Origin of the sequence: Actinoplanes sp. URMC 104 (assembly GCF_051386375.1) — a bacterium.
Lineage (GTDB): Bacteria > Actinomycetota > Actinomycetes > Mycobacteriales > Micromonosporaceae > Actinoplanes.
Map to the genome: position 1 here is coordinate 742,641 of NZ_JBPQTO010000004.1, position 25,657 is coordinate 768,297.

24 protein-coding genes are annotated in these 25,657 nt (G+C 71.6%); 17 read left to right on the top strand and 7 right to left on the bottom strand.

Annotated features, from left to right (window positions below; genetic code table 11):
• Positions 1–9 precede the first annotated feature (9 nt).
• Both ACSNN8_RS17340 and ACSNN8_RS17345 read right to left on the bottom strand, forming a co-directional pair.
• Positions 10–366, bottom strand: a complete 357-nt coding sequence (locus tag ACSNN8_RS17340) for a hypothetical protein (protein ID WP_436650228.1) — start codon at positions 364–366, stop codon at positions 10–12.
• Entirely contained in the window at positions 363–1,652 is a 1,290-nt protein-coding gene (locus tag ACSNN8_RS17345) for a PspC domain-containing protein (RefSeq protein ID WP_436650229.1), read from the bottom strand. Before ACSNN8_RS17345 ends, ACSNN8_RS17340 begins: the two co-directional genes overlap by 4 nt.
• A 130-nt stretch (positions 1,653–1,782) precedes the next feature.
• On the opposite strand from ACSNN8_RS17345, the gene ACSNN8_RS17350 reads away from it, so the two are divergent.
• The 8 genes from ACSNN8_RS17350 (at position 1,783) to ACSNN8_RS17385 (ending at position 9,835) form a co-directional block, all read left to right on the top strand.
• Complete coding sequence (locus ACSNN8_RS17350; RefSeq protein ID WP_436650745.1) at positions 1,783–2,028, top strand: hypothetical protein; 246 nt, start codon at positions 1,783–1,785, stop codon at positions 2,026–2,028.
• A gap of 89 nt (positions 2,029–2,117) precedes the next feature.
• Positions 2,118–3,374: a PspC domain-containing protein gene (locus tag ACSNN8_RS17355; protein WP_436650746.1), complete on the top strand. Its 1,257-nt coding sequence runs from the start codon at positions 2,118–2,120 to the stop codon at positions 3,372–3,374.
• Positions 3,371–4,045: a response regulator gene (locus ACSNN8_RS17360; protein WP_436650230.1), complete on the top strand. Its 675-nt coding sequence runs from the start codon at positions 3,371–3,373 to the stop codon at positions 4,043–4,045. The genes ACSNN8_RS17355 and ACSNN8_RS17360 overlap by 4 nt, the downstream gene beginning before the upstream one ends.
• Positions 4,046–4,258: 213 nt before the next feature.
• A complete protein-coding gene (locus ACSNN8_RS17365) occupies positions 4,259–5,887 on the top strand; it encodes a peptide ABC transporter substrate-binding protein (RefSeq protein ID WP_436650231.1) in 1,629 nt (542 codons plus the stop codon).
• A gap of 75 nt (positions 5,888–5,962) precedes the next feature.
• The gene (locus ACSNN8_RS17370; RefSeq protein ID WP_436650232.1) at positions 5,963–6,889 is read left to right on the top strand and encodes an ABC transporter permease; all 927 of its coding nucleotides are present in this window, start codon (positions 5,963–5,965) and stop codon (positions 6,887–6,889) included.
• Positions 6,882–7,820, top strand: coding sequence for an ABC transporter permease (locus tag ACSNN8_RS17375; protein WP_436650234.1), 939 nt, complete (start codon positions 6,882–6,884; stop codon positions 7,818–7,820). The genes ACSNN8_RS17370 and ACSNN8_RS17375 overlap by 8 nt, the downstream gene beginning before the upstream one ends.
• Before the next feature lie 7 nt (positions 7,821–7,827).
• Positions 7,828–8,856 (top strand): ABC transporter ATP-binding protein, encoded by a 1,029-nt coding sequence (locus ACSNN8_RS17380; RefSeq protein ID WP_436650235.1) that lies wholly within the window; start codon positions 7,828–7,830, stop codon positions 8,854–8,856.
• Positions 8,849–9,835 carry an ABC transporter ATP-binding protein gene (locus tag ACSNN8_RS17385; RefSeq protein ID WP_436650236.1) on the top strand — a complete coding sequence of 329 codons (987 nt, stop codon included), beginning with the start codon at positions 8,849–8,851 and terminating at the stop codon, positions 9,833–9,835. The genes ACSNN8_RS17380 and ACSNN8_RS17385 overlap by 8 nt, the downstream gene beginning before the upstream one ends.
• A 64-nt stretch (positions 9,836–9,899) precedes the next feature.
• Here ACSNN8_RS17385 and ACSNN8_RS17390 read toward each other — a convergent pair whose 3' ends face one another.
• Complete coding sequence (locus ACSNN8_RS17390) at positions 9,900–10,190, bottom strand: chorismate mutase (RefSeq protein WP_436650237.1); 291 nt, start codon at positions 10,188–10,190, stop codon at positions 9,900–9,902.
• Positions 10,191–10,418: 228 nt separating this feature from the next.
• Positions 10,419–12,266: a bifunctional metallophosphatase/5'-nucleotidase gene (locus ACSNN8_RS17395; protein WP_436650238.1), complete on the bottom strand. Its 1,848-nt coding sequence runs from the start codon at positions 12,264–12,266 to the stop codon at positions 10,419–10,421.
• A gap of 149 nt (positions 12,267–12,415) precedes the next feature.
• Here ACSNN8_RS17395 and pcrA point away from each other — a divergent pair, with 149 nt between their 5' ends.
• On the top strand, positions 12,416–14,848 hold the full coding sequence (gene pcrA, locus ACSNN8_RS17400) for a DNA helicase PcrA (protein WP_436650239.1): 2,433 nt from the start codon (positions 12,416–12,418) through the stop codon (positions 14,846–14,848).
• Here pcrA and ACSNN8_RS17405 read toward each other — a convergent pair.
• A complete protein-coding gene (locus ACSNN8_RS17405) occupies positions 14,845–15,594 on the bottom strand; it encodes a M23 family metallopeptidase (protein WP_436650240.1) in 750 nt (249 codons plus the stop codon). The two genes, pcrA and ACSNN8_RS17405, sit on opposite strands and share 4 nt — an antisense overlap.
• A 190-nt stretch (positions 15,595–15,784) precedes the next feature.
• On the bottom strand, positions 15,785–16,522 hold the full coding sequence (locus tag ACSNN8_RS17410; protein ID WP_436650241.1) for a M23 family metallopeptidase: 738 nt from the start codon (positions 16,520–16,522) through the stop codon (positions 15,785–15,787).
• Positions 16,523–16,912: 390 nt separating this feature from the next.
• Between ACSNN8_RS17410 and ACSNN8_RS17415 the strand changes: the two genes are divergently transcribed.
• From ACSNN8_RS17415 to ACSNN8_RS17430, 4 genes are all read left to right on the top strand, one after another.
• Entirely contained in the window at positions 16,913–17,317 is a 405-nt protein-coding gene (locus tag ACSNN8_RS17415) for a cobalamin B12-binding domain-containing protein (protein WP_133873136.1), read from the top strand.
• A gap of 416 nt (positions 17,318–17,733) precedes the next feature.
• Entirely contained in the window at positions 17,734–18,912 is a 1,179-nt protein-coding gene (gene sucC / locus ACSNN8_RS17420; RefSeq protein ID WP_436650242.1) for an ADP-forming succinate--CoA ligase subunit beta, read from the top strand.
• 2 nt (positions 18,913–18,914) lie between these two features.
• Positions 18,915–19,796: a succinate--CoA ligase subunit alpha gene (sucD, locus tag ACSNN8_RS17425; RefSeq protein WP_436650243.1), complete on the top strand. Its 882-nt coding sequence runs from the start codon at positions 18,915–18,917 to the stop codon at positions 19,794–19,796.
• A 113-nt stretch (positions 19,797–19,909) separates the two neighbouring features.
• On the top strand, positions 19,910–21,307 hold the full coding sequence (locus ACSNN8_RS17430) for a cell division protein PerM (protein WP_436650245.1): 1,398 nt from the start codon (positions 19,910–19,912) through the stop codon (positions 21,305–21,307).
• Between the two features lie 34 nt (positions 21,308–21,341).
• On the opposite strand, the gene ACSNN8_RS17435 is transcribed toward ACSNN8_RS17430, so the two are convergent.
• A complete protein-coding gene (locus ACSNN8_RS17435; protein WP_436650246.1) occupies positions 21,342–21,680 on the bottom strand; it encodes a DUF4190 domain-containing protein in 339 nt (112 codons plus the stop codon).
• Positions 21,681–21,825: 145 nt separating this feature from the next.
• Here ACSNN8_RS17435 and purN point away from each other — a divergent pair, with 145 nt between their 5' ends.
• The 4 genes from purN (at position 21,826) to mdh (ending at position 25,641) form a co-directional block, all read left to right on the top strand.
• Positions 21,826–22,443: a phosphoribosylglycinamide formyltransferase gene (purN, locus tag ACSNN8_RS17440; protein ID WP_436650247.1), complete on the top strand. Its 618-nt coding sequence runs from the start codon at positions 21,826–21,828 to the stop codon at positions 22,441–22,443.
• Positions 22,440–24,005: a bifunctional phosphoribosylaminoimidazolecarboxamide formyltransferase/IMP cyclohydrolase gene (gene purH / locus ACSNN8_RS17445; RefSeq protein ID WP_436650248.1), complete on the top strand. Its 1,566-nt coding sequence runs from the start codon at positions 22,440–22,442 to the stop codon at positions 24,003–24,005. The genes purN and purH overlap by 4 nt, the downstream gene beginning before the upstream one ends.
• Positions 24,005–24,601 (top strand): pentapeptide repeat-containing protein, encoded by a 597-nt coding sequence (locus ACSNN8_RS17450; RefSeq protein ID WP_436650249.1) that lies wholly within the window; start codon positions 24,005–24,007, stop codon positions 24,599–24,601. Before purH ends, ACSNN8_RS17450 begins: the two co-directional genes overlap by 1 nt.
• A gap of 89 nt (positions 24,602–24,690) precedes the next feature.
• Positions 24,691–25,641: a malate dehydrogenase gene (gene mdh / locus ACSNN8_RS17455; protein ID WP_436650250.1), complete on the top strand. Its 951-nt coding sequence runs from the start codon at positions 24,691–24,693 to the stop codon at positions 25,639–25,641.
• The last annotated feature ends 16 nt before the right edge of the window (positions 25,642–25,657 follow it).

Below are 25,657 nucleotides of genomic sequence, written 5' to 3' on the forward strand. Positions count from 1 at the left end.
CCGCTCGTCTCAGTCACGCGGCCGCTCGGCCGTCAGGTCCGGATGTTCCTTGGTGATCCGGCCGACGCTGTCGTCCAGGAGCTCCCGGACGATCGACGCGTGCACCTCGGGGGACAGGTCGCCGGGCAGTTCCGGCTCGGCCGGCTGCTCGGCGGCGGGGGCCGGCGCCGGCGTGGGCTGCGACCGGGCCGACCGCAGGGCGCCGAGCAGGCCGATCACCCCGAAGAGGATGAGTCCGCCGGCGACCAGCCAGCCCACCGCGGGCAGGTGGATGGTGACCACGCGGGACACCGCCCACCACGCCACGATCAGCAGGAACAGGACGCCGAAGCTGAGCGAGACGCCGTCCGTGCGATGCGGCTTCATCGGAGCACCTCCACGTTGCCGGTGTCGAGCTGCAGGTCGAGTTTGAGCGTGCCACCACCGGCGCCGTCCAGCCCGAGGTCGGTCACGGTCTGCCCGTTCACCTCGCGGTCGTCGAACTGCTTGTCGAAGACCACGGCCCGGCCGTTCTCGACGCGCAGGGTGGCGGTGGTGTCGACCGTCTCGGGCAGCAGCACCCGGATCTGGCCGAGCTTCATGGTCACCGCGATCGACTGCTCGCCGGTGAAGGTCACCTGGCGCAGGTCGAGCGTGGCGTTGCCGGCCGTGAAGTCGTAGCGGTCGGCGACCTGGGCGAGCGTCGCGGGCCGGTAGACGCTGTTGCCCACCTCGCCGGCCCAGCGCTCGGCGCCGGTGGAGACCAGCAGGCCGATCGAGATCAGCAGGCCCAGGGCGATCAGCCCGCGGGCCCGGCCGAGCCAGGCGCCGACGATCAGGCCGAGCCCGACCGTGATCAGCGCGGCCGCGAAGTAGGCGGAGATCGCGATGCTCGCCCCGGCCATGTCGATCGCGGCCATCACGCCGACCACCACGACCACCGCGAAGAACGTGAGGCGGCCGAGCTTGGAGCGCTCGCGCGGCGGCTTGGGCGGCTTGACCGGCTTGGCCGCGGCCGGGGCCGGCGGAGCCGGGGGATAGGTCACCGGGGTGGGGCGGGCGTAGGGGCCGTGCGGTGCGAACGGCGGCCGGTAGCCCGTGGCCGGCGGCGTGTAGGGCGGAGGAGGCGGAGGCGGAGGCGGGGCCGCAACCGGGTCCGTGACCGGCTGGGTGGTCATCGGCTGGGTGGTCATCGGCTGGGTGGGCGGTGCGGGCGGGGCCGCGGCGAACTCCGCCGTCCTGTCGTCGGCGCCCGGCGCGAACGGCCCCGGGGCGGGCTGTGCCGGGCCCGGAAACGCGGCGCCGCCCGCCTGCTGGTTGCCGCCACGCTTGATGATCAGCACGGCACCGACGATGACCGCGCAGGCCAGCAGGCTCGCCCGCATGCCGTCGCGCACGATGAAGGCGAACGACAGCACGGCGGCCCCGCCGAGCAGCACCACCGAGGCGGGCGCCATGCCGGAACGCCCCTTGCCGAGCAGCGACTCGATCGGCGAGGCCGGCTCGCCCTCGGCCGGGATCACCAGCCACCCGATCAGGTAGAGCAGCACGCCGACCCCGCTGATCACGCCGAGCACGGCCAGCAGCACCCGCCACAGCACCGGGTCGGTGTTCGTCGCGCGGGCCAGCGCCCCGCAGACGCCGCCCAGATAGCGGCCCTCACGGGGACGCACGAGCTTCTCGCGGGAGAAGCTCGGCCCCGCGCCGGGACCTCCGCCGGCCGGCGCGAACCACGGCGGCGGCTCGGTCGCGGGACCGGGCTGAGTGGTGGGGCCGGGCTCGGTGGTGGCGCCGGGCTCGGTGGTGAGGCCCGGCTCGGTGGTGGGGCCGGGCTCGGTGGTGGCGCCGGGCTCCGTGGCAGGGCCGGGCTCGGTGGCCGGCGCCGAAGTCGCCGACGGGGTGGTGGGGCCGGCGGCGGACGCGGGCACGTCCTGCGGACCGGACGGGCCGGACGGACCCCGCGCTGCGGCAGCTTCGTCGTTCATGACACCGATCCTCGCTCCCCGGGCACCCCCGTCGCCTCGGGCGCCGACCCTGAGGCCACCCTGAGATCCTGGAGCCCGATACCTGGGGGAGTTCCCCGTGGCCTCGACCGCCCGAACGTGTGACGATCGGAGGACACGAGCCGAGGAGGAGCCATCACCGCCGCCGCCGTCCCGCCGACGCGCCGCCTGTACCGGCCGCGCGACCACCGCATCATCGCGGGCGTCGCCTCCGGGCTGGCGCAGCACCTGGGCATCCCCGTGCTCGTCGTGCGCGTCGCGCTGGTGGTGCTGCTCGGCTTCAACGGCCTCGGCCTGCTGCTCTACGCCGCGTTCTGGGCCGTGCTCCCGCAGCAGGTCGTCACCAGTGAGCAGCCGCAGCGCCGCGACCTGGCCATGCTGCTGCCGTTCGGGGCGATCGGCCTGGGCGTCGTGCTGCTGCAGGCGCTGGTCTTCGACGACAGCGTCGCCGGCACGGTCGGCTGGCTGATCGCGGTGGTCGCGGTCGGCGCCGGCATCATCTGGCACCAGTCCGACCCCACCCGCCGCCACCTGGGCGGCCTCGTGCCGCAACAGCCGTGGCTGGCCGCCGTGGTGGCCGAGAGCGACCGCCGCTTCTTCCTGTTCCGCTTCATCGGCGGCGGCGTGCTGGTCGCCACCGGCATCATCGGCGTGGTGGCGGTCTACGCCCCGGCCGGCAGCCTCACCGCGGTGCTCAACGGCGTGATCTTCGCGCTGGTCGGCCTGGTGGGCGTCGGCGTGGTGGCCGCGCCGCTGCTGTGGCGCATGTTCAACCAGCTGCGCGCCGAGCGCGAGGGCCGCATCCGCGAGCAGGAGCGCGCCGAGCTGGCCGCCATGATCCACGACCAGGTGCTGCACACGCTCGCGCTGATCCAGCGCAACTCGGCCGACATCAAAGAGGTGCAGCGGCTCGCCCGGGGACAGGAGCGCAGCCTGCGCAACTGGCTCTACAAGCCGGCCGCCTCGCCGACCGAGCGGTTCGCCGCCGCGCTCGAGCAGGCGGCCGCCGAGGTCGAGGACACGTACGCGATCAGCGTCGAGACGGTCGTCGTCGGCGACACCGAGTGCGACGAGCGGGTCGCGGCGCTGGTCGCGGCGGCCCGGGAGGCACTGGTCAACGCGGCCCGCCACGCCGGCGTGCAGACCGTGTCGCTCTACGCGGAGGTCGAGGACGACGAGCTGAGCGTCTTCGTGCGCGACCGGGGGGCCGGTTTCGAGCTGTCCGGCGTGCAGGAGTCGCGGCACGGCGTGCGAGGCTCCATCATCGGGCGCATGCAGCGCCACGGCGGCAAGGCGGAGATCCGCAGCGCCCCCGGCGACGGCACGGAGGTCAGGCTGACCCTTCCGGCGTCGCGGGAGAGCGTGGCGGCCGGGAAGGAGACAGCACGATGACCGAGCTTCAGGAGTCCGGCGACGCGACCGGCCGGCGGCTCACCGTCTTTCTGGTCGACGACCACGCGATGTTCCGGGCCGGGGTGCGCGCCGAGCTCGGCGCGCACGTCGACGTGGTGGGCGAGGCCAGCTCGGTGGCCGAGGCGGTCAGCCGGATCGCCGCGATCGAGCCCGACGTGGTGCTGCTCGACGTGCACATGCCCGACGGCGGCGGCCGCGCGGTGCTCGACGCGATGCGCCGCAGCCACCCCCACGTACGCTTCCTGGCCCTCTCGGTCTCCGACGCCGCCGAGGACGTGATCGGGCTGATCCGGGCCGGCGCGCGCGGCTACGTGACCAAGACGATCTCGCCCGACGAGCTCGCCGCCGCGATCCGCCGGGTGGCCGACGGCGACGCGGTGTTCAGCCCGCGGCTGGCCGGCTTCGTGCTCGACGCGTTCGCCTCCCGGCCCGACGTGCCGGTCGCCGACCCCGAGCTCGACCAGCTCACCAACCGCGAGCGCGAGGTGCTGCGGCTGCTCGCGCGCGGTTATGCGTACAAAGAGATCGCCAAGGAGCTGTTCATCTCGATCAAGACAGTCGAGACACATGTCTCGAACGTCCTGCGCAAGCTGCAAATGAGCAACCGTTACGAATTGTCACGATGGGCGGCCGACCGGAGGCTCGTCTGAACGGTCCGAACTGGGCCGCTGCGGTCGGTCACCGGCCGCACACTGATCGACATATCGGCAGGTCAGGGGCTCGCCAGAGGCCGTGTGAAAACTTCTCACGCGGCCTCTGACTAATATCGGGGCGGAAACGGGGCTATGGCAGTCGTTGGCTCTGTGTCACAGTTGCTGCGTCTCACACACCCCCGTGAGAGCCCCTGAAGGAGGCACCCCCTCATGCCTGCGAAAAGCCCGATGGCGGCCGTGGTGGCCGCCATCGCATTGTTGGCTGCGGGCTGCAGCGGCAGTTCCTCGGAGGACACCGAGGTCCTGCCGGACAGCATCAGCATCGGCATCGGCGAACCGTCGAGCCTGCTCCCGTCGAACTCGATCGAGTCGGCCGGCTCCCAGGTGCTGGCCTCGCTGTTCTACCCGCTCGTGCGGTTCGACACGACCGGCAAGCCGTACGACGTCGCCGCCCAGTCGATCGAGCACGACAAGGGCAACCGGGTGTGGACCATCCGGCTCAAGCCCGGCTTCACCTTCAGCAACGGCGAGCCGGTCACGGCGGACAACTACATCAACGCGTGGAACTACGGCGCCTACGCCCCCAACGCGCAGCTCGCGTCGTACTTCTACAAGCGGATCGACGGCTTCACCGACCTGAACCCGCTGGACCCCGACGAGGACGGTCCCGCCGAGGCGCCCGCGCCGACGGCCAAGAAGATGCGCGGGCTCAAGAAGCTCAACGACCTGACGTTCACGGTGACGCTGTCCGAGGGCTTCGTGGGCTGGGAGTCGGTGATGGGCTACGACGCCTTCTACCCGCTGCCCAAGGCCGCCTTCTCCAGCGACGGGGTGCTCAACAAGAACTTCGAGCAGGCGCCGATCGGCAACGGCCCCTTCAAGATCAAGGGCACCTGGCAGCACGACGACAAGATCGTCGTGGAGAAGGTCGCCGACTTCAAGGGCACGGTCCCCAAGGTCGCGGGCATCACCTGGAAGATCTACCAGGAGCTCAGCGCCCAGTACGCCGACCTGATGGCCGGCAACCTCGACGTCGAGACCAAGATCCCGATCGAGAACCTCAGCTCGGCCTCCGGCGACCTCGGCGCCCGGCTCGGCAAGACCCCCAGCTCCTCGTTCTCGTTCGTCGGCTTCCCGATGTACCTCGACAAGTACAAGAACGTGAACGTGCGGCGCGCGCTGTCGATGGCGATCAACCGCGAGGAGATGACCGACCAGGTCTTCCTCGGCTCCGAGACGGCGGCCAAGTCGTTCATCTCGCCGGTCGTGGCCGGCGCCAAGATCGACAGCTGCGGCGCCGCGTGCGAGTACAACCCGGCCAAGGCCCGGCAGATGTACACCGCGGCGAACGGCCCCCGGGACATCAAGATCGCGTACAACATCGACGGCGGCCACAAGGCGTGGGTCGACGCGATGTGCAACCAGATCAAGGCCTCGCTCGGCATCAACTGCACGGGCTCGCCGTACCCGAAGCTCAAGAACATCCTCGACAAGGTGCGCGCGGGCGAGGACGTCGGCCTGATCCGGCTCGGCTGGACGATGGACTATCCGCTGATGGAGAGCTACCTCGGGCCGCTCTACACCAGCGACGGGTCGTCGAACTACTACGGCTACAGGAACAAGGCGTTCGACACGCTGGTGCGGCAGGGCTCGGCGGCGAAGAACGACGCCCAGTCCATCGCGCTGTGGCGCCAGGCCGAGGCCCTGCTGATCCGGGACATGCCGGTGCTGCCGCTGCGGTTCGGCCAGAACGTCTTCGGCTACTCCGAGCGCGTCACCGACGTGACGATGGACCTCTACCAGAAGGTCGACATCTACGCGATCGACATCGCGAGCTGAATCCGTACGGTGGTGGCGCCACGGTTGAGGTGAAACCGTGGCGCCTCGTGCCCTTCGCCCAAAAGGCCTCACCCCATGTTCCGCTACATCGTGCGGCGCCTGCTCCAGATGGTCCTCACCTTCTTCGGGGCCACCTTCGTCGTCTACGCGCTGACGTTCTCCTTCGTGGACGACCCGTACCAGGCGCTGGTCGGCGAACGACCGCTCTCCAGCAGCCAGAGGGCCGCGCTGGACGCCCGCTACCACCTCGACGACCCGTTCCTCACGCAGTACTGGCACTACGTGCGCAACCTGCTGACCGGTGACTTCGGCGAGTCGCTGACCGGCCGTTCGATCGGCGCGATGCTGGCCGACGCCTGGCTCGTCACCGTCCGGCTGTCGCTGCTGGCGGTCGTCATCGCCGCCGTGATCGCGGTCGGGGCCGGCGTGCTGTCCGGCATCCGGCGCGGCGGCGCGTTCGACACCGTCACCCTCGTGCTCACGCTGGCCGTGCTCGCCATGCCGATCGTGGTGCTGGCCCCGCTCGCCCAGCTCGTCTTCGGCATCCAGCTCGGCTGGTTCCCGGTCACCGCCACCCGCGACGCGGGCCTCCACGAGCTGCTGCTGCCGGCGCTGGTGCTGGGCAGCCTGGTGGTCGCGACCGAGCTGCGGGTGACCCGTACGGCGGTGGCCGAGAACCTGCGGGCGGACTACGTGCGTACGGCTCGGGCCAAGGGCCTGGCGCCCCGGCGCGTGATCGGGGTGCACGTGCTGCGCAACTCGCTGATCCCGGTGATCACGCTGATCGGCGTGGACATCGGCGCGCTCATGTCGGGCGCGATCGTGACCGAGGGCGTGTTCAACATCCCCGGCGTCGGCTTCAACCTGTTCCGGGCCATCCGCACCGAGGACGGCCCGCTCGTGGTCGGCTTCGTGAGCGTCCTCGTGATCGTCTTCCTCGTGATCAACCTGATCGTCGACCTTCTCTACGCCGCCCTCGACCCCCGGATCCGCTATGAGTGACCCGCACACCGTGACCATGGCCGAGGCGCCCGGCCCCACGCCCGACGGGCCGCGACGGCGGGACCGCACCGGCCGGCCGCGGAGCCTGGCCGGCGACGCGTGGCTCGACCTGCGTGCCAGCAAGGTCTTCTGGATCGCCGCGGTGCTGGTCGCGCTCGTGCTGCTGATGGCGGCCTGGCCGTCGCTGTTCACGTCGGCCGATCCGAGCGACTGCCTGCTCGCGCGCAAGAACGCCGGGGCGAGCGGGGGAGCGATCTTCGGGTACGACTTCCAGGGTTGCGACGTCTTCTCCCGTACGGTCCACGGCGCGCGCGACTCGGTCGTCGTGGCGCTGGTCGCCACGCTGATCGCCGGGGTGATCGGCCTGCTCGTCGGGCTCGCGGCCGGCTACGCGGGCGGCTGGGTCGACGCGCTGCTGTCCCGCTTCATCGACGTGATGCTCGGCATCCCGCTGCTGCTGGGCGCGATCGTGCTGGCCCGGCGGCTGTCGGCCGACCCGGAGAGCGACGGCGCCCTCGCCGTGATGATCACGCTGGGCGTGCTCGGCTGGACCACGGCAGCGCGGGTCATGCGCTCGGCGGTGATCTCGGCGAAGGGGCAGGACTACGTGGCCGCGGCCCGCATGCTGGGCGCCGGCCCGGGACGCCTGATGTTCCGGCACATCCTGCCCAACTCGATCAGCCCGTTCATCGTCGTGCTGACGATCCTGCTGGGCGTCAACATCGCCGGCGAGGCCACGCTGTCCTATCTGGGCGTGGGGCTCAAGGGCGACGCGATCAGCTGGGGTATCTCGATCCAGGAGGCCGGGCCGTACGCGCGGACCGCCGCGGCGCCGCTGGTCTGGCCCTCGGTGTTCCTGGCGGCCACGGTGCTCGCCTTCATCATGCTGGGCGACGCCGTCCGCGACGCCTTCGACCCGAAACTGCGGTGAGGCGGCGATGACCGACATCAGGGCCCAGGTGGACGCGCTGCCGGGCGTCGACCCGCGGGCGGCGCTGCTCGAGGTGCAGGACCTGCACGTCGAGTTCCGCACCCGCGACGGCGTCGCCCGCGCGGTGAACGGCGTCGACCTGCGGCTGAACCCGGGCGAGACGCTCGCCGTGCTGGGCGAGAGCGGCTGCGGCAAGTCGGTGACCGCCCAGGCGATCATGGGCATCCTCGACACCCCGCCGGCCCACGTCACCCACGGCCGCGTGCTCTACCGCGGCGTCGACCTGCTGACGCTGCCCGAGAGCGAACGCCGCAAGGTGCGCGCCAACCGCATCGCGATGATCTTCCAGGACGCGCTGAGCGCCCTGAACCCCGTCTACACGGTCGGCTTCCAGCTCGCCGAGCTGTTCCGGGTCCACCGGGGCACGTCGCGCCGCGAGGGCAAGCGCCGCGCCGCCGAGCTGCTCGACCGCGTACGGATCCCGGACGCCCGGCGCCGCGTCGACGACTATCCGCACCAGTTCTCCGGCGGCATGCGGCAACGCGTCATGATCGCGATGGCGCTCGCGCTCGACCCCGAGGTGCTGATCGCCGACGAGCCCACCACCGCGCTCGACGTGACCGTGCAGGCGCAGATCATGAGCCTGCTCGCCGAGCTGCAGCGCGAGCGCACCATGGGGCTGATGCTGATCACGCACGACATGGGCGTGGTCGCCGACGTCGCCGACCGGATCGCGGTCATGTACGCCGGGAAGGTCGTCGAGCAGGCGCCGGTGTACGACATCTACGCGCGGCCGGCGCACGCGTACACCAAGGCGCTGCTCGAGTCGATCCCGCGCCTCGACCTCAAGGGCCGTCCGCTGAACGTGATCCGGGGGCTGCCGCCCGCGCTCACCGACGTCCCGGCGGGCTGCGCGTTCCATCCGCGGTGCGCGTACGCCCGGGAGATCTGCCGCCTCGAGCCGCCGCCCGCCTATCGGATCGCGCCGCAGCGGGTCGCGAGCTGCCACTTCGTCCGGGAGGTCCTGGGTGTCTGACGTCGTGCTCGAGGCCCGCGGGCTGGTCAAGCACTTCCGCGCACGCCGCGGTGCGGACGTCCGCGCGGTCGACGGCGTGGACCTGCAGCTGCGCCGCGGCGAGACGCTCGGGGTCGTGGGGGAGTCGGGCTGCGGCAAGTCGACGCTGGCCAAGCTGCTGGTCGGGCTCGAGAAGCCGACGAGCGGCGAGATCCGCGTACGCGGCGAAGACCTGACCCGGCTGTCGGGCTCGCGGCTGCGCCGGGCGCGCCGCAACATCCAGATGGTGCTCCAGGACCCGTACACGTCGCTCAACCCGCGGATGACCGTGGGCGACATCGTCGGGGAGCCGTACGACATCCACCCCGACGCCGTGCCGCGCACCGGCAAGACCCGCGCCGTGCAGGAACTGCTCGACCTCGTCGGGCTCAACCCCGACCACCTCAACCGCTACCCGCACCAGTTCTCCGGCGGCCAGCGCCAGCGCATCGGCATAGCCCGCGCCCTCGCGCTGCGCCCCGAGATCATCATCTGCGACGAGCCCGTCTCCGCCCTGGACGTGTCGATCCAGGCCCAGGTCATCAACCTGCTCGAGGCCCTGCAGCGCGAGCTCGGCCTGTCGTACGTCTTCATCGCGCACGACCTGTCGGTGGTCCGGCACATCTCCGACCGGATCGCCGTCATGTACCTGGGCCGGGTCGTCGAGACCGGCAACCACGTGGCGATCTACGACCAGCCCACCCACCCCTACACCCAGGCGCTGCTGTCCGCGGTCCCCGTGCCCGACCCCCGCCTGCGCGGCCGCCGCGACCACCTCGTGCTCGCCGGCGACGTGCCCTCACCGTCCGAGCCGCCCTCGGGGTGCCGCTTCCGCACGCGCTGCTGGAAGGCCCAGCCCGCCTGCGCCGACCACGAGCCGTTGCTCGAGATCCGCCCCCGTTCCCCCCACCCGAGCGCCTGCCATTTCGCCGAGATCCGCAACGTCATGCGCCGCTACTGATCCCCTCCGCGCCGGCACCCCGGGGGACGTCTGCGAGGGGACGCAGGAGGGGTGCGGCCGCCCCCTAGAGGGGGCCGCGGCCCGCGCGGAGGATCATCAGGGCGACCTGGGCGCCGTCGGCGCCGAGGGCCTGGCGGAAACGTTCGACGATCTCGCGTTCGCGGGAGAGCACCAGGCGGGTGCCGCCGCTGGCCATGCGGGTCTTGCCGACCTCCTGGGAGAGGCGTGCCCGCTCCAGCCACAGGTCGATGATCTGCTGGTCGATCTCGTCGATGCGCTCGCGCATGGCGCGGATCTCGTCGGCGGCCAGCGGCTCGCCCGCGCCGGTCTGCTGGTCCATCACGTCGGCGGTCATCTCGTGCTCCTCGGGTGCTTGCGCCCCGGTCGACCCGGCCCGGGCAGCATCAAGCCCCGGGCTGGGAAGCCCGGGGCTTGATGTAGGTCTGTCGTTCAGACGCGGCCTACGGTCGCCGGACTCCCGGTGCCGTAGTAAAAAAATCGCGCCTGCTGGATCACGCAGCCGAGTATGCCCCTGTCACGAACGGGTCCGCAAGGAAACCGCCCGATGGGTGGGACGCCGCCGTCAGGCGACCGTGGAGATGCGGTCGGCGGGGCCCGGAGCGACCGGGGCGCCGGCGCCCAGATAGGCGACCAGCGCGTCGATGTCGAACCCGGGCGCGGTGGTGCGGCCCGTGCCCTGCGACAGCGCCGTGAAGCCGTCACCGCCGTTGGCAAGGAAGTCGTTCGTCGTCACCTGGTAGGAGGCGGCGGGGTCGATCGGCGTCCCGTTCAGCGCGAGGTTGGTGACCTTGGAGCCGAGCGGGGCCGAGGCGCTCCACGTGTACGTCAGGCCGGCCGACACCTGCAGGATCTTGGTGGAGGTCTGGCCGTTGTACCCCGCGAACTGCTGCTCGAGCACCTCCTTGAGCTGCGCACCCGTGAAGGTCTGGGTGACCACGAGGTTGTTGAACGGCTGGACGGTGAACGCCTCCCCGTACGTCACCTCGCCGTTGGCCTCTCCGCCCGCCGACGCCTCGGCGTCGAAGTCGGCGCGGATGCCGCCCGGGTTCATCAGCGCGATCTGCGCGCCGGTGCGCGCCCGCTGGGCGTCGGCGATCACGTCGCCGAGCGGGCTCTCGCCGGCCGGTGTCGCGGCGCGGGTGATGTCGGCGGTGATCCGGCCGACCACGCGGTTGGCGATCGGCGCGACCGCCGTACGGTATTTGTCCGCGATCTTCTTGGCGGCCGGGTCGACCGTGCCGGGGTTCTTGAGGTAGACGCCGTTCGCGTCGCGCTGCCAGCCGCCGTTGCCGTCGGGCACGCCGTTCTCGACGATCACGTTCCTGGCCGTGATGTCCGCGAAGCGGCCGGTCCGCCGGTCGATCGACCAGTCGATGTCGGTGATCAGCTGCCCGTTGGTGCCGGCGCTGGTGACCACGGACGTGCCGCCGGAGTTGGGCAGCTTGCACGAGTAGAACCGGTGGGTGTGGCCGGAGACGACAACGCCGAACTCGGGGTTGAGCCCGGCGACGATCGGCACGATCGGGCCGGTGAAGCCGTTGCAGTCGCTGACGCCGGGGGTCGGTGTGGCCGTGGCCTGTGAGCCGCCCTCGTGCACGAGCAGCACCTGCGCCTTGACGCCGAGCCGCTTGAGCACGTTGCCCCACTTGTTGGCCGTCTCGACCTCGTCGGCGAAGCGCACGTCCTGGATGCCGGCCGGGTTCACGATGCCGGCCGTGCCCTCCAGCGTCAGCCCCACGAAGCCGACGGGAACCCCGCCCACGAACTTGATGCTGATCGGGGGCAGGATCGGCAGGCCCGTCTTCTTGTTGATCGTGTTGGCCGCGAGGTAGGTGAACTTGGCCCCGCCGAACCCGTCGCCGTCCTGGCAGCCGTCGGTCGGGTGGCAGCCGCCGCGCTGCATGCGGATCAGCTCGGCCACGCCCTCGTCGAACTCGTGGTTGCCCACCGAGCTGATCTGGAGGCCGACCTGGTTCATCAGCTCGATGGTGGGCTCGTCGTGGAAGGCGGCGCTGACCAGCGGGGTGGCGCCGATCAGGTCACCGGCGCCCACGGTGAGCGTCTGCCGGCCGTCGGCCCTGGCCTCCGCGCGCAGCCGCTTGAGGTAGGTCGCGAGGTATTCGACACCGCCCGCGGGGGTCGCGGTGCCGGCGGCGTTGACCACGGCGCCGCTTCCGCTCGGCGGGTCGATCGCGCCGTGGAAGTCGTTGTAGCTGAGGAACTGGCCCTTGACGGTCGCGCCGACGGGCAGCCCCGAGGCGACGCTGACGGGCTGGAACTCCGGCGGCGCGGCGGCCGCGGGGGTCTGCGAGGTGACGGCCGGCGACAGCGCCGCGACGACGGCCAGGGCCAGGGCCGGTGCGGCGAGGTGACGCCGCAGGGCCCGGCCACGGAGGCGGGGACGGTCCATGGTGTTCGGTCTCCCGAAGAGGATGGTGTCAATCGACTCCGACAGCCTGGAGCATCGATGCCGGTGAGCGCTACCGCCTGTGGATGACAACTCGGCGGCGGGACGAGGCCGGATTCTTGTCGGAGGGTCGGCATAGACTTCACCCCGCGATGCGACCTTCTTCCGAAACCCCCGACGGCACCCTGTTCGCGATGCCCGCCGTGCGGCAGCCCGCGGCCCCTCCGGCTGCTCCCCAGGCGCGCCCGAAGCGCAGGCTCGACCCCGAGTCGCTGCTGACCGGGCTCAACGGCCCGCAGCGTGACGCGGTGACCCACGCCGGCACGCCGCTGCTGATCGTGGCCGGCGCCGGGTCCGGCAAGACCCGCGTGCTCACGCATCGCATCGCCTATCTGCTGGCCGAGCGCGACGTCCACCCGGGCCAGATCATCGCGATCACCTTCACCAACAAGGCCGCCGGTGAGATGAAGGAGCGGGTGGCCCACCTCGTCGGCCCGCGCGCCCGGCTGATGTGGGTCTCGACGTTCCACTCGGCGTGCGTGCGCATCCTGCGGGCCGAGCACGAGCACGCCGGCCTCAAGAGCACGTTCTCGATCTACGACGCCGACGACTCGCGCCGGCTCATGCAGCTGGTGATCCGCGAGCTCGACCTCGACCCCAAGCGCTACACCGCGCGCGGCCTGGCGGCCCAGGTGTCGAACCTGAAGAACGAGCTGGTCGAGCCCGAGGAGTTCAAGGACCGCGCCAAGGGCCCGCAGGAGCGGGCGGTCGCCGAGGCGTACGAGCTCTATCAGCGCCGGCTGCGCGAGGCGCACGCGCTCGACTTCGACGACATCATCATGGCCACGGTGCACCTGTTCCAGTCGCACCCGCACGTCGCCGAGGCCTACCGCCGCCGCTTCCGGCACGTGCTCGTCGACGAGTACCAGGACACCAACCACGCGCAATACATGCTGGTCAAGGAGCTCGTGGGGGGCAAGGGCGGGGAGGTCGGGCCCGCCGAGCTGTGCGTGGTGGGCGACGCCGACCAGTCGATCTACGCGTTCCGTGGCGCCACCATCCGCAACATCCTCGAGTTCGAGCGCGACTACCCCGACGCCCGCACGATCCTGCTCGAGCAGAACTACCGCTCGACCCAGACGATCCTCTCGGCGGCCAACGCGGTGATCGACCGCAACACGTCGCGCAAGCCCAAGCGCCTCTGGAGCGACCAGGGCGCCGGCGAGCAGATCGTCGGCTATGTGGCCGACACCGAGCACGCCGAGGCCGACTGGGTGGCCCGCGAGATCGACCGGCTGAGCGACAAAGAGGGCGTACGCCCGGGTGACGTGGCGGTCTTCTACCGGACGAACGCTCAGTCCCGCGTCTTCGAAGAGGTGTTCATCCGCGTCGGCCTGCCCTACAAGGTCGTCGGAGGCGTCCGGTTCTACGAGCGCAAGGAGGTCCGCGACGCGCTGGCCTACCTGCGCGCCGTGGTCAACGACGACGACACCGTGAGCATCCGCCGCGTGCTCAACACCCCCAAGCGCGGCATCGGCGACCGGGCCGAGGCGTGCATCGAGGCGCTGTCCAGCCGCGACCGCATCTCGTTCGGCCAGGCGCTGCGCCGCGCGAAGGACGCGCCGGGCATCTCCACCCGCGCGGCCAACAGCATCGGCGACTTCGTGCAACTGCTCGACGACGTACGCGAGCTGTCCACCACGGTCCCGCCCGAGGAGGTGCTCGAGGTGGTGCTGCAGCGCTCGGGCCTGCTCTCCGAGCTCGAGGAGAGCCTCGACCCGCAGGACCAGGGCCGCGTGGAAAACCTGCAGGAGCTCGTGAGCGTCGCCCGCGAGTACACCGAGCGCGTCGAGGCCGCCGCCGAGGACGACGAGGAGGCGCCCGTCGCCACGCTCGCGGGGTTCCTCGAGCAGGTGGCGCTGGTCGCCGACGCCGACCAGTTGCCCGACGACGACCCGGACAACCAGGGCGTGGTCACGCTGATGACGCTGCACACGGCCAAGGGCCTGGAGTTCCCGGTGGTGTTCCTGACCGGCCTCGAGGACGGCGTCTTCCCGCACACGCGCGCGCTGGGCGACAACAACGAGCTCGAGGAGGAGCGCCGCCTGGCCTACGTGGGCATCACCCGCGCCCGCCAGCGGCTCTACCTGTCGCGCGCGGTCACCCGGGGCGCGTGGGGCCAGCCGCAGTACAACCCGCCCTCGCGGTTCACCGACGAGCTGCCGAGCGAGCTGGTCCGCTGGGAGCGCACCGGCAGCTCGTACACGTCGTGGTCGGGCACCGGCGGCGGCGTGGGTGGGCGCGGCGGGGGAGACCGCTTCCGCGGCGGCGGCTTCTCCGGGGGCACGCCCAAGGCCCAGCAGCTGGCGAGCCGCCTCGGCATCGACGGCAGCCGCCTGTCCACGGCCAGCGAGCTGCCGCAGGCGCCCAAGGTCTCGGCCGGCGACCGCGTCAACCACCAGCGCTACGGTCTGGGCCGGGTCGTCACCGTCGAGGGCCAGGGCCCGGGCGCGCGCGCCCAGATCGACTTCGGCGACCAGGTGATGTGGCTGGTCCTGCGGCACGCCCCCATCGAGAAGATCTAGCAGCCGTCGAGCGCGACGCCGTGCTCGTGCAGCCAGCGGACCGGTTCGATCGGGTTCTTGTACGAGCCCTGGTGCACCTCGAAGTGCAGGTGCGGCCCGGTGGAGTGCCCGGTCGAGCCCTCGTCGCCGATCTGCTCGCCGGCCTCGACGCGCTGCCCGGCGTGCACGGCGATCGCGGACATGTGCCCGTAGTGGGTGAGGTAGCCGTTGCCGTGGTCGATCAGCACGGCCAGGCCGTAGCCCTGGGCCTCGCCGGCCCGCACCACGACGCCGGCGCCCGTGGCGAGGATCGGGGAACCGCTCGGCCCGGCGATGTCGACGCCCGCGTGCAGCCGGCCCCACCTGTGGCCGAAACAGGAGGTCACCGAGCCGCTCGGGTTGGGGTTGACCCATGCCGCGGGGGCCTGCACGGCCTGCACGACGACGCGGGTCTTGAGCTTGCGGGGCGCCGCGGAGGCCTGCCCGCCCGGCGGCGTCCAGGAGTCCGTCGGCGCGGGGACGACCGCCTCCACCGGCGACGACGTGGGGACGACCTCGGCGGCGGGCGGGGCCTTCTTCTCGGCGGCCGCCGCGGCCGTGCCGCCGGCCACGCCGGTGGCGAGCGCGGTGCCCAGCGTCGCGGTCAGCAGCGCCGTACGGCCTCGCTCGCCGGTGACGAGAGGCAGGAGAGCGGGCTGCGCGCGGTGCCGGCGGATCTGCTCACGGCGGTGCCGCCCGACGGAACGGGTCTCGGCTCGATGCGCCACGCGGCACGACCTCCCAGGCAGAACGGATCACCGACATCTGCCTGTCGGCCTGCCTGCGGAGATGTTGAAGGAGCCGGCCCCGGTTCACCCGAACTGCAACCTGGAGCCGATGCCGCGGGTTACTCCGATAGTGGAGGTTTGCCCCGCTGTCGACGGGTATTCCCCACTCAGCGCGCGAGAGAACTGAATATCAGGAAGCCGCGGCCATGCCGGCGTAGACCGACTCGACCTGGAGCTTGATGTCGACGCCGCGCTGGCGCAGGAACGGGATCGGGTCGGTGGGCTTGCCGTCGACGTGGATCTCGAGGTGGAGGTGGGTGCCGTAGGAGGCGCCCGAGTTGCCGACCTGGCCGATCACCTGGCCCGCCTTGACGACGTCGCCCTTCTTGACCAGCAGGCGGCGCGAGTGCGCGTAGATGGCCTCGGTGCCGTCGTCGTGCTGGATCGTGACCGCGTAACCGTAGCCGCCGTAGTAACCGGCCTGGATCACCTTGCCGGCGTGCACGGCCTTGTAGGGCAGGCCCTCGTGGGCGGCCAGGTCGATGCCGGCGTGCAGCTTGCCCCAGCGGACCCCGTACGGCCCGGTGAACTCGAACTCCTCGAGGGGGAGCAGCCACACGTCGGCCGTGGCGTCCGCGGCGCTGACCTTGGTCTTGGCGGCGGCGTCGCGGCTGTCGCTGCGCGAGGCGGCCTGGCCGGCCTCGCGCTCGGCGAGGGCGTCGTCGGCGGCCTGGACGGTGCCGAGCCCCTTGAGGGACTGCACGTCGACCTGCTTCTGGTCGGGCAGGTTGGCCGCGGCGCCGAGGGCGACGACGCCGGCGCCGACGAAGGCCGAGGTGACCGCGACGGCGTAGCGGCTGCGGGGAGGGGTGGGTACGCGGCGGCGGCCGCGATAGCGATCGGGCTCAGACGACAAGCGCTGGCGCACGAACAACCCTCCGTCGGTGGCAAATGAGTGGCGGTCACGAGCCGAATTTCCGGTGAACCGTGTCCGTCGGGAGCTGTCAGATCAGCGTTAACTGGTTGACAGCCGGGAGCCACGGTAGCCAAGCGGCTGCCGTGTCACAAGTCGAAGCGCCAAATCGGCGACACTTTACGGTCCGTATTGCGCAGCGAATGTCCGAATTGGTGGCGTTTCCGCAGGCAGACGTTCGCACACGCGGAGTAATTGATCGAAATGCAGAAAGTAATGTGACTGAGAATACTTTTCCGCTCACTTCCGGTGATCGCTTGTGCGGCCGGGTGGCTACCCCGGGGGCCGCGCGCGGGTTACCTTTCGTTCAGGTGACAACGCGGTCAGTGGGCACGGAGGATCAGGATGCAGGCACGGATCAGGGTGGTCGTGGCGAAGCCCGGGCTGGACGGGCACGACCGTGGCGCCAAGGTGGTGGCGCGGGCGCTGCGCGACGCCGGCATGGAGGTCGTCTACACCGGCCTGCATCAGACGCCGGAACAGATCGTCGAGACCGCCATTCAGGAGGACGCGGACGCGATCGGTTTGTCCGTTCTGTCCGGGGCGCACATGACGTTGTTCCGCCGCGTGATCGAACTCTTGGCGGAACGTGACGCCGCTGACATCGTCGTATTCGGCGGTGGGATCATTCCGGCCGACGACATCGCCGAATTGGAAAAGCTCGGGGTGGCCCGCATATTCACGCCCGGCGCCACTACCGCGTCCATCATCGAATGGGTACGCGCCAATGTGAGTTCGCCGGTCGCCTGAGCAGGCGCAACGCTGACGCAAGGGGAGAGGCCGGACGCACCCCTCACACGTCCGGCCTCTCCATGCACGATGCCCCGCCGCCACCCCTCGACCGACAGGGCATCGGCCGCCTTCGCGCCGGCGCGCCGTAGCGCTCCGACACCACACTCAACGAAGCCCCGGGTGGGTGGTTACGCGCGTATCCGGGGAACTTTCGGCGGCTCGTCACGTACGTCTGGTGTGTGGTCTTGCACACCGTGCACCCGCGCCTGCTCGGGCGGTGGGCCGGTCGCTAGTCTGCGAATGACGGCCTTTCCGGGCCGACATCACATCCTTCCCGCCGGCGACGCCAGGAACGACGGCCGCCGCGCACACAGGTCGGGACGCGGGCGGTGTGGCTTGCCGGCCTCCTTGGCGTCGCGAGCGAAAGGAGACACGTGGACCTGTTCGAATATCAGGGGCGCGACCTCTTCGAACGGCACGGGCTGCCCGTGCTGGGCGGTGGCGTCGCCGAGACCCCGCAGGAGGCGCGGGCGATCGCCGAGCGACTCGGCGGCAAGGTCGTCGTGAAGGCGCAGGTCAAGGTCGGCGGCCGGGGCAAGGCGGGCGGCGTCAAGCTGGCCGACGGCCCCGACGAGGCGCAGGCGCGCGCCACCGACATCCTGGGCATGGACATCAAGGGCCACACGGTCGGCAAGGTCATGCTGGCCGAGACGGCCGACATCCAGGAGGAGTACTACTTCTCCTACCTGCTCGACCGGGCCAACCGCACCTTCTTGTGCATCGCCAGCGTCGCGGGCGGCATGGAGATCGAGCAGGTCGCCGAGGAGCAGCCCGAGCGGGTCGCCAAGGTCCCGATCGACGCGAGCAAGGGCGTCGACGAGGCCAAGGCCCGCGAGATCGTCACCCAGGCGCAGTTCCCGGCCGAGGTCGCCGACCAGGTCGTCGACATCGCGGTGAAGCTGTGGCAGGCGTTCGTCGCCGAGGACGCCACGCTGGTCGAGGTCAACCCGCTGGCCAAGGTCGGCGACGGCCGCGTGCTCGCGCTCGACGCGAAGGTGACGCTGGACGAGAACGCGTCGTTCCGCCACCCCGACCACGAGGCGCTGGTCGACCAGTCCGCGGTCGACCCGCTGGAGCAGGCGGCCAAGGCCAAGAACCTCAACTACGTCAAGCTCGACGGCGAGGTCGGCATCATCGGCAACGGCGCGGGCCTGGTCATGTCCACGCTCGACGTGGTCGCGTACGCCGGCGAGCAGCACGGCAACGTCAAGCCGGCCAACTTCCTCGACATCGGCGGCGGCGCCAGCGCCCAGGTGATGGCGAACGGCCTCGAGATCGTGCTCGGCGACCCCGCCGTGAAGTCGGTCTTCGTCAACGTCTTCGGTGGCATCACCGCCTGCGACGAGGTCGCCAACGGCATCATCCAGGCCCTCGCCCTGCTGGGCGAGCGCGGCGAGCAGGTCACCAAGCCGCTGGTGGTACGTCTCGACGGCAACAACGCCGAGGCCGGCCGGGCCATCCTGGACGGCGCCAACAACCCGCTCGTCGAGCGGGTGGACACGATGGACGGAGCGGCCGCGCGGGCCGCCGAGCTTGCGGCTGCGGGGAAGTAATCATGGCTATCTGGCTCACCAAGGACTCCAAGGTCATCGTCCAGGGCATGACCGGCTCCGAAGGCTCCAAGCACACCCGGCGCATGCTCGCCGCGGGCACCAACGTGGTCGGCGGCGTGAACCCGCGCAAGGCCGGCACGACCGTCGACTTCGACGGCACGGCGCTGCCGGTGTTCGCGAGCGTCGGCGAGGCGATCAAGGAGACCGGCGCCGACGTGTCGGTCATCTTCGTGCCGCCGGCGTTTACCAAGGCCGCGATCGTCGAGGCGATCGACGCCGAGATCCCGCTCGCCGTCGTGATCACCGAGGGCGTTCCGGTCCAGGACAGCGCGGCCGCCTGGGCCTACAACGTCGACCGCGGTCAGAAGACCCGGATCATCGGCCCGAACTGCCCCGGCATCGCGTCGCCGGGCGCCAGCAACGCCGGCATCATCCCGGCCGACATCACCCCGGGCGGCCGCATCGGCCTGGTCAGCAAGAGCGGCACGCTGACCTACCAGCTGATGTACGAGCTGCGCGACTTCGGGTTCTCCACCGCGGTCGGCATCGGCGGCGACCCGGTCATCGGCACCACGCACATCGACGCGCTCAAGGCGTTCCAGGACGACCCCGACACCGACGCGATCGTCATGATCGGTGAGATCGGCGGCGACGCCGAGGAGCGGGCCGCCGAGTTCATCAAGGCGAACGTCACCAAGCCGGTCGTCGGCTACATCGCCGGCTTCACCGCGCCGCCCGGCAAGACCATGGGTCACGCCGGCGCGATCATCTCGGGCTCCGCGGGCACCGCGGACGCCAAGAAGGCCGCGCTCGAGGCCGCGGGCGTCAAGGTCGGCAAGACGCCGAGCGAGACCGCGCGGCTCATGCGCGAGGTCATGAGCTGACCTTGCACTCCGTACGATCGGCGCGCCGTCGTCCGGGTCCGATCGACCCGAACGGCGGCGCGCCGCCGCATCTGCGTCGCCTGCCCGCCTCCGGCGTGGAAAAGTAGTCCGCGATGCCGACCACTCCCGACCGTCCCGGCGACTCGGACGACCCCTTCGCGGTCGCCGAGGCGGCTCAGGTCGCCCGCGACACCGAACCCGTCGGGGTGCAGCGCCCCACCGAGGCGGTGGAGGCCGGGGCGCAGAGCAGGGAGCAGCGCACAATCCTCGTCGACGACAAGCTGCTGGCCGGCCGCGAGACCGTCAAGCTGCCCTCGCAGCGCCGGCCGCAGGGGCCGCCGCGCCGCGCCCCGCTGCCCGTGGCGGCACTGTTCGCCACGCTGTGGGCGGCCCTGCTGTCGTACGTGCCGGTCGCCGCCGTCATCGGGCTGGCCCGCACCCTCGAGGGCAGCGGCGGCCTGGCCGGCGCCGCGCACGCGGGGCTGGCCGGCTGGCTGCTCGGCCACGGCGTCGCGATCGGCACCTCGATCGGCTCGCTGGGGCTGTCGCCGCTGCTGCTCAGCCTGCTGGCCGTGTGGCGGCTCAGCCGGGCCGGCCTGCACGTCACCCGGGCCGTGGGGGCCCGCCGCAGCCGCTCGACCGCCCGCGCGCTCGGGGTCGCGTTCGCCATCGCCCTGATCTACTCACTGCTCGGCTCGGTCGCCGCGCTCGCCGTCGACGGCCGCGGCACCGAGGTCACCCCCGGCCGGGCCGCCCTGAACTTCTTCCTGATCGGCGGGGCGGGGGCGCTGGCCGGCTCGCTGAGCGGCACCGACGCGCTCAGCGTCTGGGCCGATCGCCTGCCCCGCCCGCTGCGCCACGGCGTACGCGCCGGTGTGGTCGCCGCGCTGCTCGTGCTCGCCTGCGGGGCCGTGGTCACCGGGCTGTCGGTCGCGGTCGGCGGCGGCCAGGCGGCCGACATGATCTCGGCGTACCGCACCGGGGTGGCCGGCCAGGCGGGCATCACGCTGGTCAGCCTCGCCTACGGGGCGAACGGCGCGGTCTGGGCCGCTGCCTACCTGCTCGGCCCCGGCTTCGCGCTGGGCACCGGATCGGCCGTGCAGCTGACCGAGGTGACCGTCGGCCCGCTGCCCACGCTGCCGCTGCTGGCCGCGCTGCCGAACGGCCCGATGGGCGCGACCGGCGCCCTGCTGCTGGCCCTGCCGGTGCTCGCGGGCTTCGCCGCGGGCTGGCTGCTCACGCTGCGCCTGACCCGCGCGCGCCCCGCTCCCGCTCCCAAGCCGCTGCCCTGGCCGCTGGTGCTCGGCACCGCCCTGCTCGCCGGGCCCGTGGCCGGGATCGTGCTGGGCCTGCTGGCCGCGTTCTCGGGCGGGCCGCTCGGCGACGGCCGGATGGCGACGATCGGCCCGGACCCGTGGGTCGTGGGGCTGGTCGCGACCGCCGTGCTCGGCGTCTCGACCGCGATCGGCGCGGCGGCCGCCCGCATGGTGCGCCCGCTGCCGAAGGGGTGAGAAGGGGACGCCCGGAAGGCGTCCCCCCGCAAGCTCACTGGTTGGAGAAGTCTTCCCAGTTGATGCTCTGGCCCGCGGTGAGCGCCCAGATCAGCAGGCCGATGCCGAGCACCGCGGCGACCGCGCCGCAGATGAGCCCGGCCAGCGCCTGGCTGCGGTTGGTGGCCCGGCCGGCGTTCGCCTTCTGCAGGCCGAGGTAGCTGACGATCGCGGCCGCGATGCCCAGCGGGATGCCCAGGTAGACGCAGCAGACCAGCGGGATCGCGACGATGCCGAGGATCATGCCGACCAGGCCCTGGGTGTTCTGCGGGGCGGCCGGCACGCCGCCCGGCTCCGCGCCCGGCGGACCGTAGTAGGGGGGTGGGGTTGTCACGCTGTCCTCCCGTGCATATAGCTGTTGAGCAGTGAGAAATTCACATTTCTTCAGGGTCCGGCAGCGTATCGGATGATCAGCCGTTCCGCTGCCTCCCGGACGCCCCGTTCGCGGCCGCCGCACGCCGCGGGGATAGGGTGCTCGGGTGACCGACCCCGCGCCCGCCCGCCTGGTCGTCCTCGTCTCCGGATCGGGCAGCAACCTGCAGGCTCTGCTCGACGCCTCCGCCGATCCCGCCTACGGCGCCCGGGTCGTGGCCGTGGGCGCCGACCGTGACGGCATCGCCGGTCTCGACCGGGCCGCCGCCGCGGGCGTGCCCACGTTCGTCGACCCGGTGAAGGCGTACGAGACGCGCGACGACTGGGATGCCGCCCTGACCGCCCACGTGGCCGAGTTCAAGCCCGACCTGATCGTCTCGGCCGGCTTCCTCAAGCTCGTCGGGCCGCACTTCCTGGCCGCGTTCGGCGACCGCTACATCAACACGCACAACGCGCTGCTGCCCTCGTTCCCCGGCATCCACGGGCCGCGCGACGCGCTCGCCTACGGCGTCAAGATCGCCGGAGCGACCCTCTTCTTCGTCGACGCCGGGGTCGACACCGGACCGATCATCGCCCAGGTCGCGGTCCCCGTGCTCGACGACGACACGGAGGAGACGCTCACCGAGCGGATCAAGGTGGCCGAGCGGGCCCAGCTGGTCGAGCACGTCGGCCGGCTGGTGCGCGAGGGCTGGACCATCGAGAACAGGAAGGTACGCATTCCATGACCGCCTCGGACGAGGGCCGCCGCCCGATCAAGCGGGCGCTGCTGAGCGTGTACGACAAGACCGGCCTCGTCGAGCTCGCCCAGGCGCTCGCCGCCGCCGGCGTCGAGATCGTGTCGACCGGCTCCACCGCCTCCACGATCGAGGCGGCCGGCGTCGCGGTCACCCGCGTCGAGCAGCTCACCGGCTTCCCCGAGACCCTCGACGGCCGGGTCAAGACGCTGCACCCCCGGGTCCACGCGGGCCTGCTCGCCGACCTGCGGCTCGACACCCACGCCGCCCAGCTGGCCGAGCTCGAGATCCAGCCGTTCGACCTGCTGGTCAGCAACCTCTACCCGTTCACGCAGACGGTGGCGTCGGGCGCGAGCGTCGACGAGTGCGTCGAGCAGATCGACATCGGCGGGCCGGCCATGGTGCGGGCGGCCGCGAAGAACCACCCGTCGGTCGCCGTCGTGACGGCCGTCGAGGCGTACGTCTCGGTCGTCGAGGCCCTGAGCAACGGTGGTTTCACGCTGCGCCAGCGCAAGGCGCTCGCGGCCCGGGCCTTCGCCGACATCGCCGAGTACGACGTCGCCGTGGCGAACTGGACGGCCACCACCCTGGTCGAGGAGGCGGGCTGGCCGGAGTTCGCGGGCATCGCGCTCAAGAAGCAGAACAACCTGCGGTACGGCGAGAACCCGCACCAGCAGGCGGCGCTCTACCTCGACTCGGGGGCGCCGGCCGGGCTGGCCCAGGCCGAGCTGGTGCACGGCGGCGAGCTGTCGTTCAACAACTACGTCGACGCGGACGCCGCCTGGCGCAGCGCCAACGACTTCGACGAGCCGTGCGTATCGATCATCAAGCACGCCAACCCGTGCGGCATCGCGGTCGGCGCGGACGTGGCCGAGGCGCACCGCAAGGCCAACGACTGCGACCCGGTCTCCGCGTTCGGCGGGGTCATCGCCGTCAACCGCGAGGTCACCGAGGCGATGGCCAAGCAGCTCGACGGCATCTTCACCGAGGTGATCGTCGCTCCCTCGTACTCCGAGGGCGCGCTCGAGATCTTCCGCGCCAAGAAGAAGCTGCGCGTGCTGGTCGCCCCCGCGTGGAGCCCGCCGCGGGCCGAGATCAAGCAGGTCGGGGGCGGCGCGCTGGTGCAGCTGGCCGACCGCATCGACGCGCCCGGCGACGACCCGGCGAACTGGACCCTCGCGACCGGCGAGGCCCTCACCGGGCAGGACCTGGCCGACCTGGCCTTCGCCTGGCGGGCGATCCGCAGCGTGAAGAGCAACGCGATCCTGCTGGCCTCGGGCGGCGCCACCGTCGGCGTCGGCATGGGCCAGGTCAACCGGGTCGACTCGGCGCACCTCGCGGTGAACCGGGCCGGCGCCGAGCGGGCCAAGGGCAGCGTGGCCGCCTCCGACGCGTTCTTCCCGTTCCCCGACGGGCTCGAGGTGCTGGCCGCGGCGGGCGTCAAGGCCGTCGTGCAGCCGGGCGGCTCGATCCGCGACGACGTGGTGATCGAGGCGGCCGCCAAGGCCGGCATGACCGTCTACCTGACCGGCACGCGCCACTTCTACCACTGATGACCGACGACCTCGTACAGGACGTGACCTTCTCGGGCGAGGACTGGGCGCTCGAGGAGGTCACGGGCGTCCGGTACGAGGACTGCGCGTTCCACGACGTCGACTGGTCGGAGGCGCGGCTGACCGGCTGCGTCTTCACCAACTGCACGTTCGGCAACGTCCGCTTCAACGCGGCGGTGCTCGAGCGGGTCGCCATCATGCAGTCCACGCTGCAGCGCTGCTCGTTCTTCGACACCACGCTGACCGGCTGCAAGCTGACCGGCTCGCAGTTCGTGGACTGCGCGCTGCGGCCGATCCGGGTGTCCGGCGGCGACTGGGGCTTCGTGTCGCTGCGCGGGCAGAACCTGACCGGGGCGGCGCTGGGCGGCCTGCGGCTGCGCGAGGCCGACCTGATGGGCGCCGACCTGAGCCGGGTCGACCTGCGCGGCGCGGACCTGTCCCACGCGCGGCTGACCGACGTGACGCTCAAGGGCGCCGACCTGCGCGGCGCCGACCTCGACGGGGTGGAGCTGCGCGGGGTCGACCTCGGCGGCGCCACCATCGACCTGACCCAAGCGGTGCGGTTCGCCACGGCCTACGGTGCGACAGTGGCTTAACTCGCGTTCCGGCGACCGGCCGGTAATGCACCGTTAACCGACTGATACGGTCCGGAAAATAAGTCCCGGAGACTGGGAGTGACGAAGCTATGGGCAAGAAGGTAACCGTCGTAGGTGCCGGTTTCTACGGCTCCACGACCGCGCAGCGTCTGGCCGAGTACGACATCTTCGAGACCGTGGTGCTCACCGACATCCTCGAGGGCAAGCCGGCCGGCCTCGCGCTCGACATGAACCAGTCCCGGCCGATCGAGGGCTTCGAGACCAAGGTCGTCGGCGTGACCACCGGCCCCAACGGCGAGGGCTACGAGGCCATCGAGGGCTCCGACGTGGTCGTCGTTACCGCCGGCCTGCCCCGCAAGCCGGGCATGAGCCGCATGGACCTGCTCGAGGTCAACGCCAAGATCGTGCGCCAGGTCGCCGAGAACATCGCGAAGTACGCCCCCAACGCCGTCGTCATCGTGGTGTCGAACCCGGTCGACGAGATGACCGCGCTCGCGCAGCTCGCCACCCAGTTCCCCAAGAACCGGGTGTTCGGCCAGGCCGGTGTGCTCGACACCGCCCGCTTCACCAACTCGATCGCCGAGACGCTGAACGTGCCGGTCAAGAGCGTCAAGGCGCTCACGCTGGGCTCGCACGGCGACACCATGGTGCCGGTCCCGTCGCGCTGCACCGTCGACGGCAAGCCGCTGTCCGACCTGCTGCCCGCCGACAAGATCGAGGAGCTCGTCGTCCGCACCCGCAACGGCGGCGCCGAGGTGGTCGCGCTGCTCAAGACCGGTTCGGCCTACTACGCCCCGTCCGCCGCCGCGGCCCGCATGGCCAAGGCCGTGGTCGAGGACTCCGGCGCGGTCATGCCGGTCTGCGCCTGGGTCGAGGGCGAGTACGGCATCTCCGGCGTCTACCTGGGCGTCGAGGCCGAGATCGGCGCGCAGGGCATCAAGAAGGTCGTCGAGGACAAGCTCACCGACGCCGAGATCGCCGGTCTCAAGGAGGCCGCCGAGGCAGTCCGCGCCAAGCAGGCGGACGTCGCCAACCTCTGATCGTTCCCGTGGGCGA

What these genes read in the sequence shown, in the direction of transcription:
- ACSNN8_RS17375 (WP_436650234.1), top strand. Translation starts at nt 6,882, where the DNA reads ATGAGTGACCCGCACACCGTGACCATGGCCGAGGCGCCCGGCCCCACG.
- ACSNN8_RS17415 (WP_133873136.1), top strand. Translation starts at nt 16,913, where the DNA reads ATGCAGGCACGGATCAGGGTGGTCGTGGCGAAGCCCGGGCTGGACGGG.
- pcrA (WP_436650239.1), top strand. Translation starts at nt 12,416, where the DNA reads ATGCGACCTTCTTCCGAAACCCCCGACGGCACCCTGTTCGCGATGCCC.
- ACSNN8_RS17390 (WP_436650237.1), bottom strand. Translation starts at nt 10,190, where the DNA reads ATGACCGCCGACGTGATGGACCAGCAGACCGGCGCGGGCGAGCCGCTG.
- ACSNN8_RS17430 (WP_436650245.1), top strand. Translation starts at nt 19,910, where the DNA reads ATGCCGACCACTCCCGACCGTCCCGGCGACTCGGACGACCCCTTCGCG.
- ACSNN8_RS17450 (WP_436650249.1), top strand. Translation starts at nt 24,005, where the DNA reads ATGACCGACGACCTCGTACAGGACGTGACCTTCTCGGGCGAGGACTGG.
- sucD (WP_436650243.1), top strand. Translation starts at nt 18,915, where the DNA reads ATGGCTATCTGGCTCACCAAGGACTCCAAGGTCATCGTCCAGGGCATG.
- ACSNN8_RS17395 (WP_436650238.1), bottom strand. Translation starts at nt 12,266, where the DNA reads ATGGACCGTCCCCGCCTCCGTGGCCGGGCCCTGCGGCGTCACCTCGCC.
- ACSNN8_RS17340 (WP_436650228.1), bottom strand. Translation starts at nt 366, where the DNA reads ATGAAGCCGCATCGCACGGACGGCGTCTCGCTCAGCTTCGGCGTCCTG.
- ACSNN8_RS17360 (WP_436650230.1), top strand. Translation starts at nt 3,371, where the DNA reads ATGACCGAGCTTCAGGAGTCCGGCGACGCGACCGGCCGGCGGCTCACC.
- purH (WP_436650248.1), top strand. Translation starts at nt 22,440, where the DNA reads ATGACCGCCTCGGACGAGGGCCGCCGCCCGATCAAGCGGGCGCTGCTG.
- ACSNN8_RS17380 (WP_436650235.1), top strand. Translation starts at nt 7,828, where the DNA reads ATGACCGACATCAGGGCCCAGGTGGACGCGCTGCCGGGCGTCGACCCG.
- ACSNN8_RS17370 (WP_436650232.1), top strand. Translation starts at nt 5,963, where the DNA reads ATGTTCCGCTACATCGTGCGGCGCCTGCTCCAGATGGTCCTCACCTTC.
- ACSNN8_RS17365 (WP_436650231.1), top strand. Translation starts at nt 4,259, where the DNA reads ATGCCTGCGAAAAGCCCGATGGCGGCCGTGGTGGCCGCCATCGCATTG.
- mdh (WP_436650250.1), top strand. Translation starts at nt 24,691, where the DNA reads ATGGGCAAGAAGGTAACCGTCGTAGGTGCCGGTTTCTACGGCTCCACG.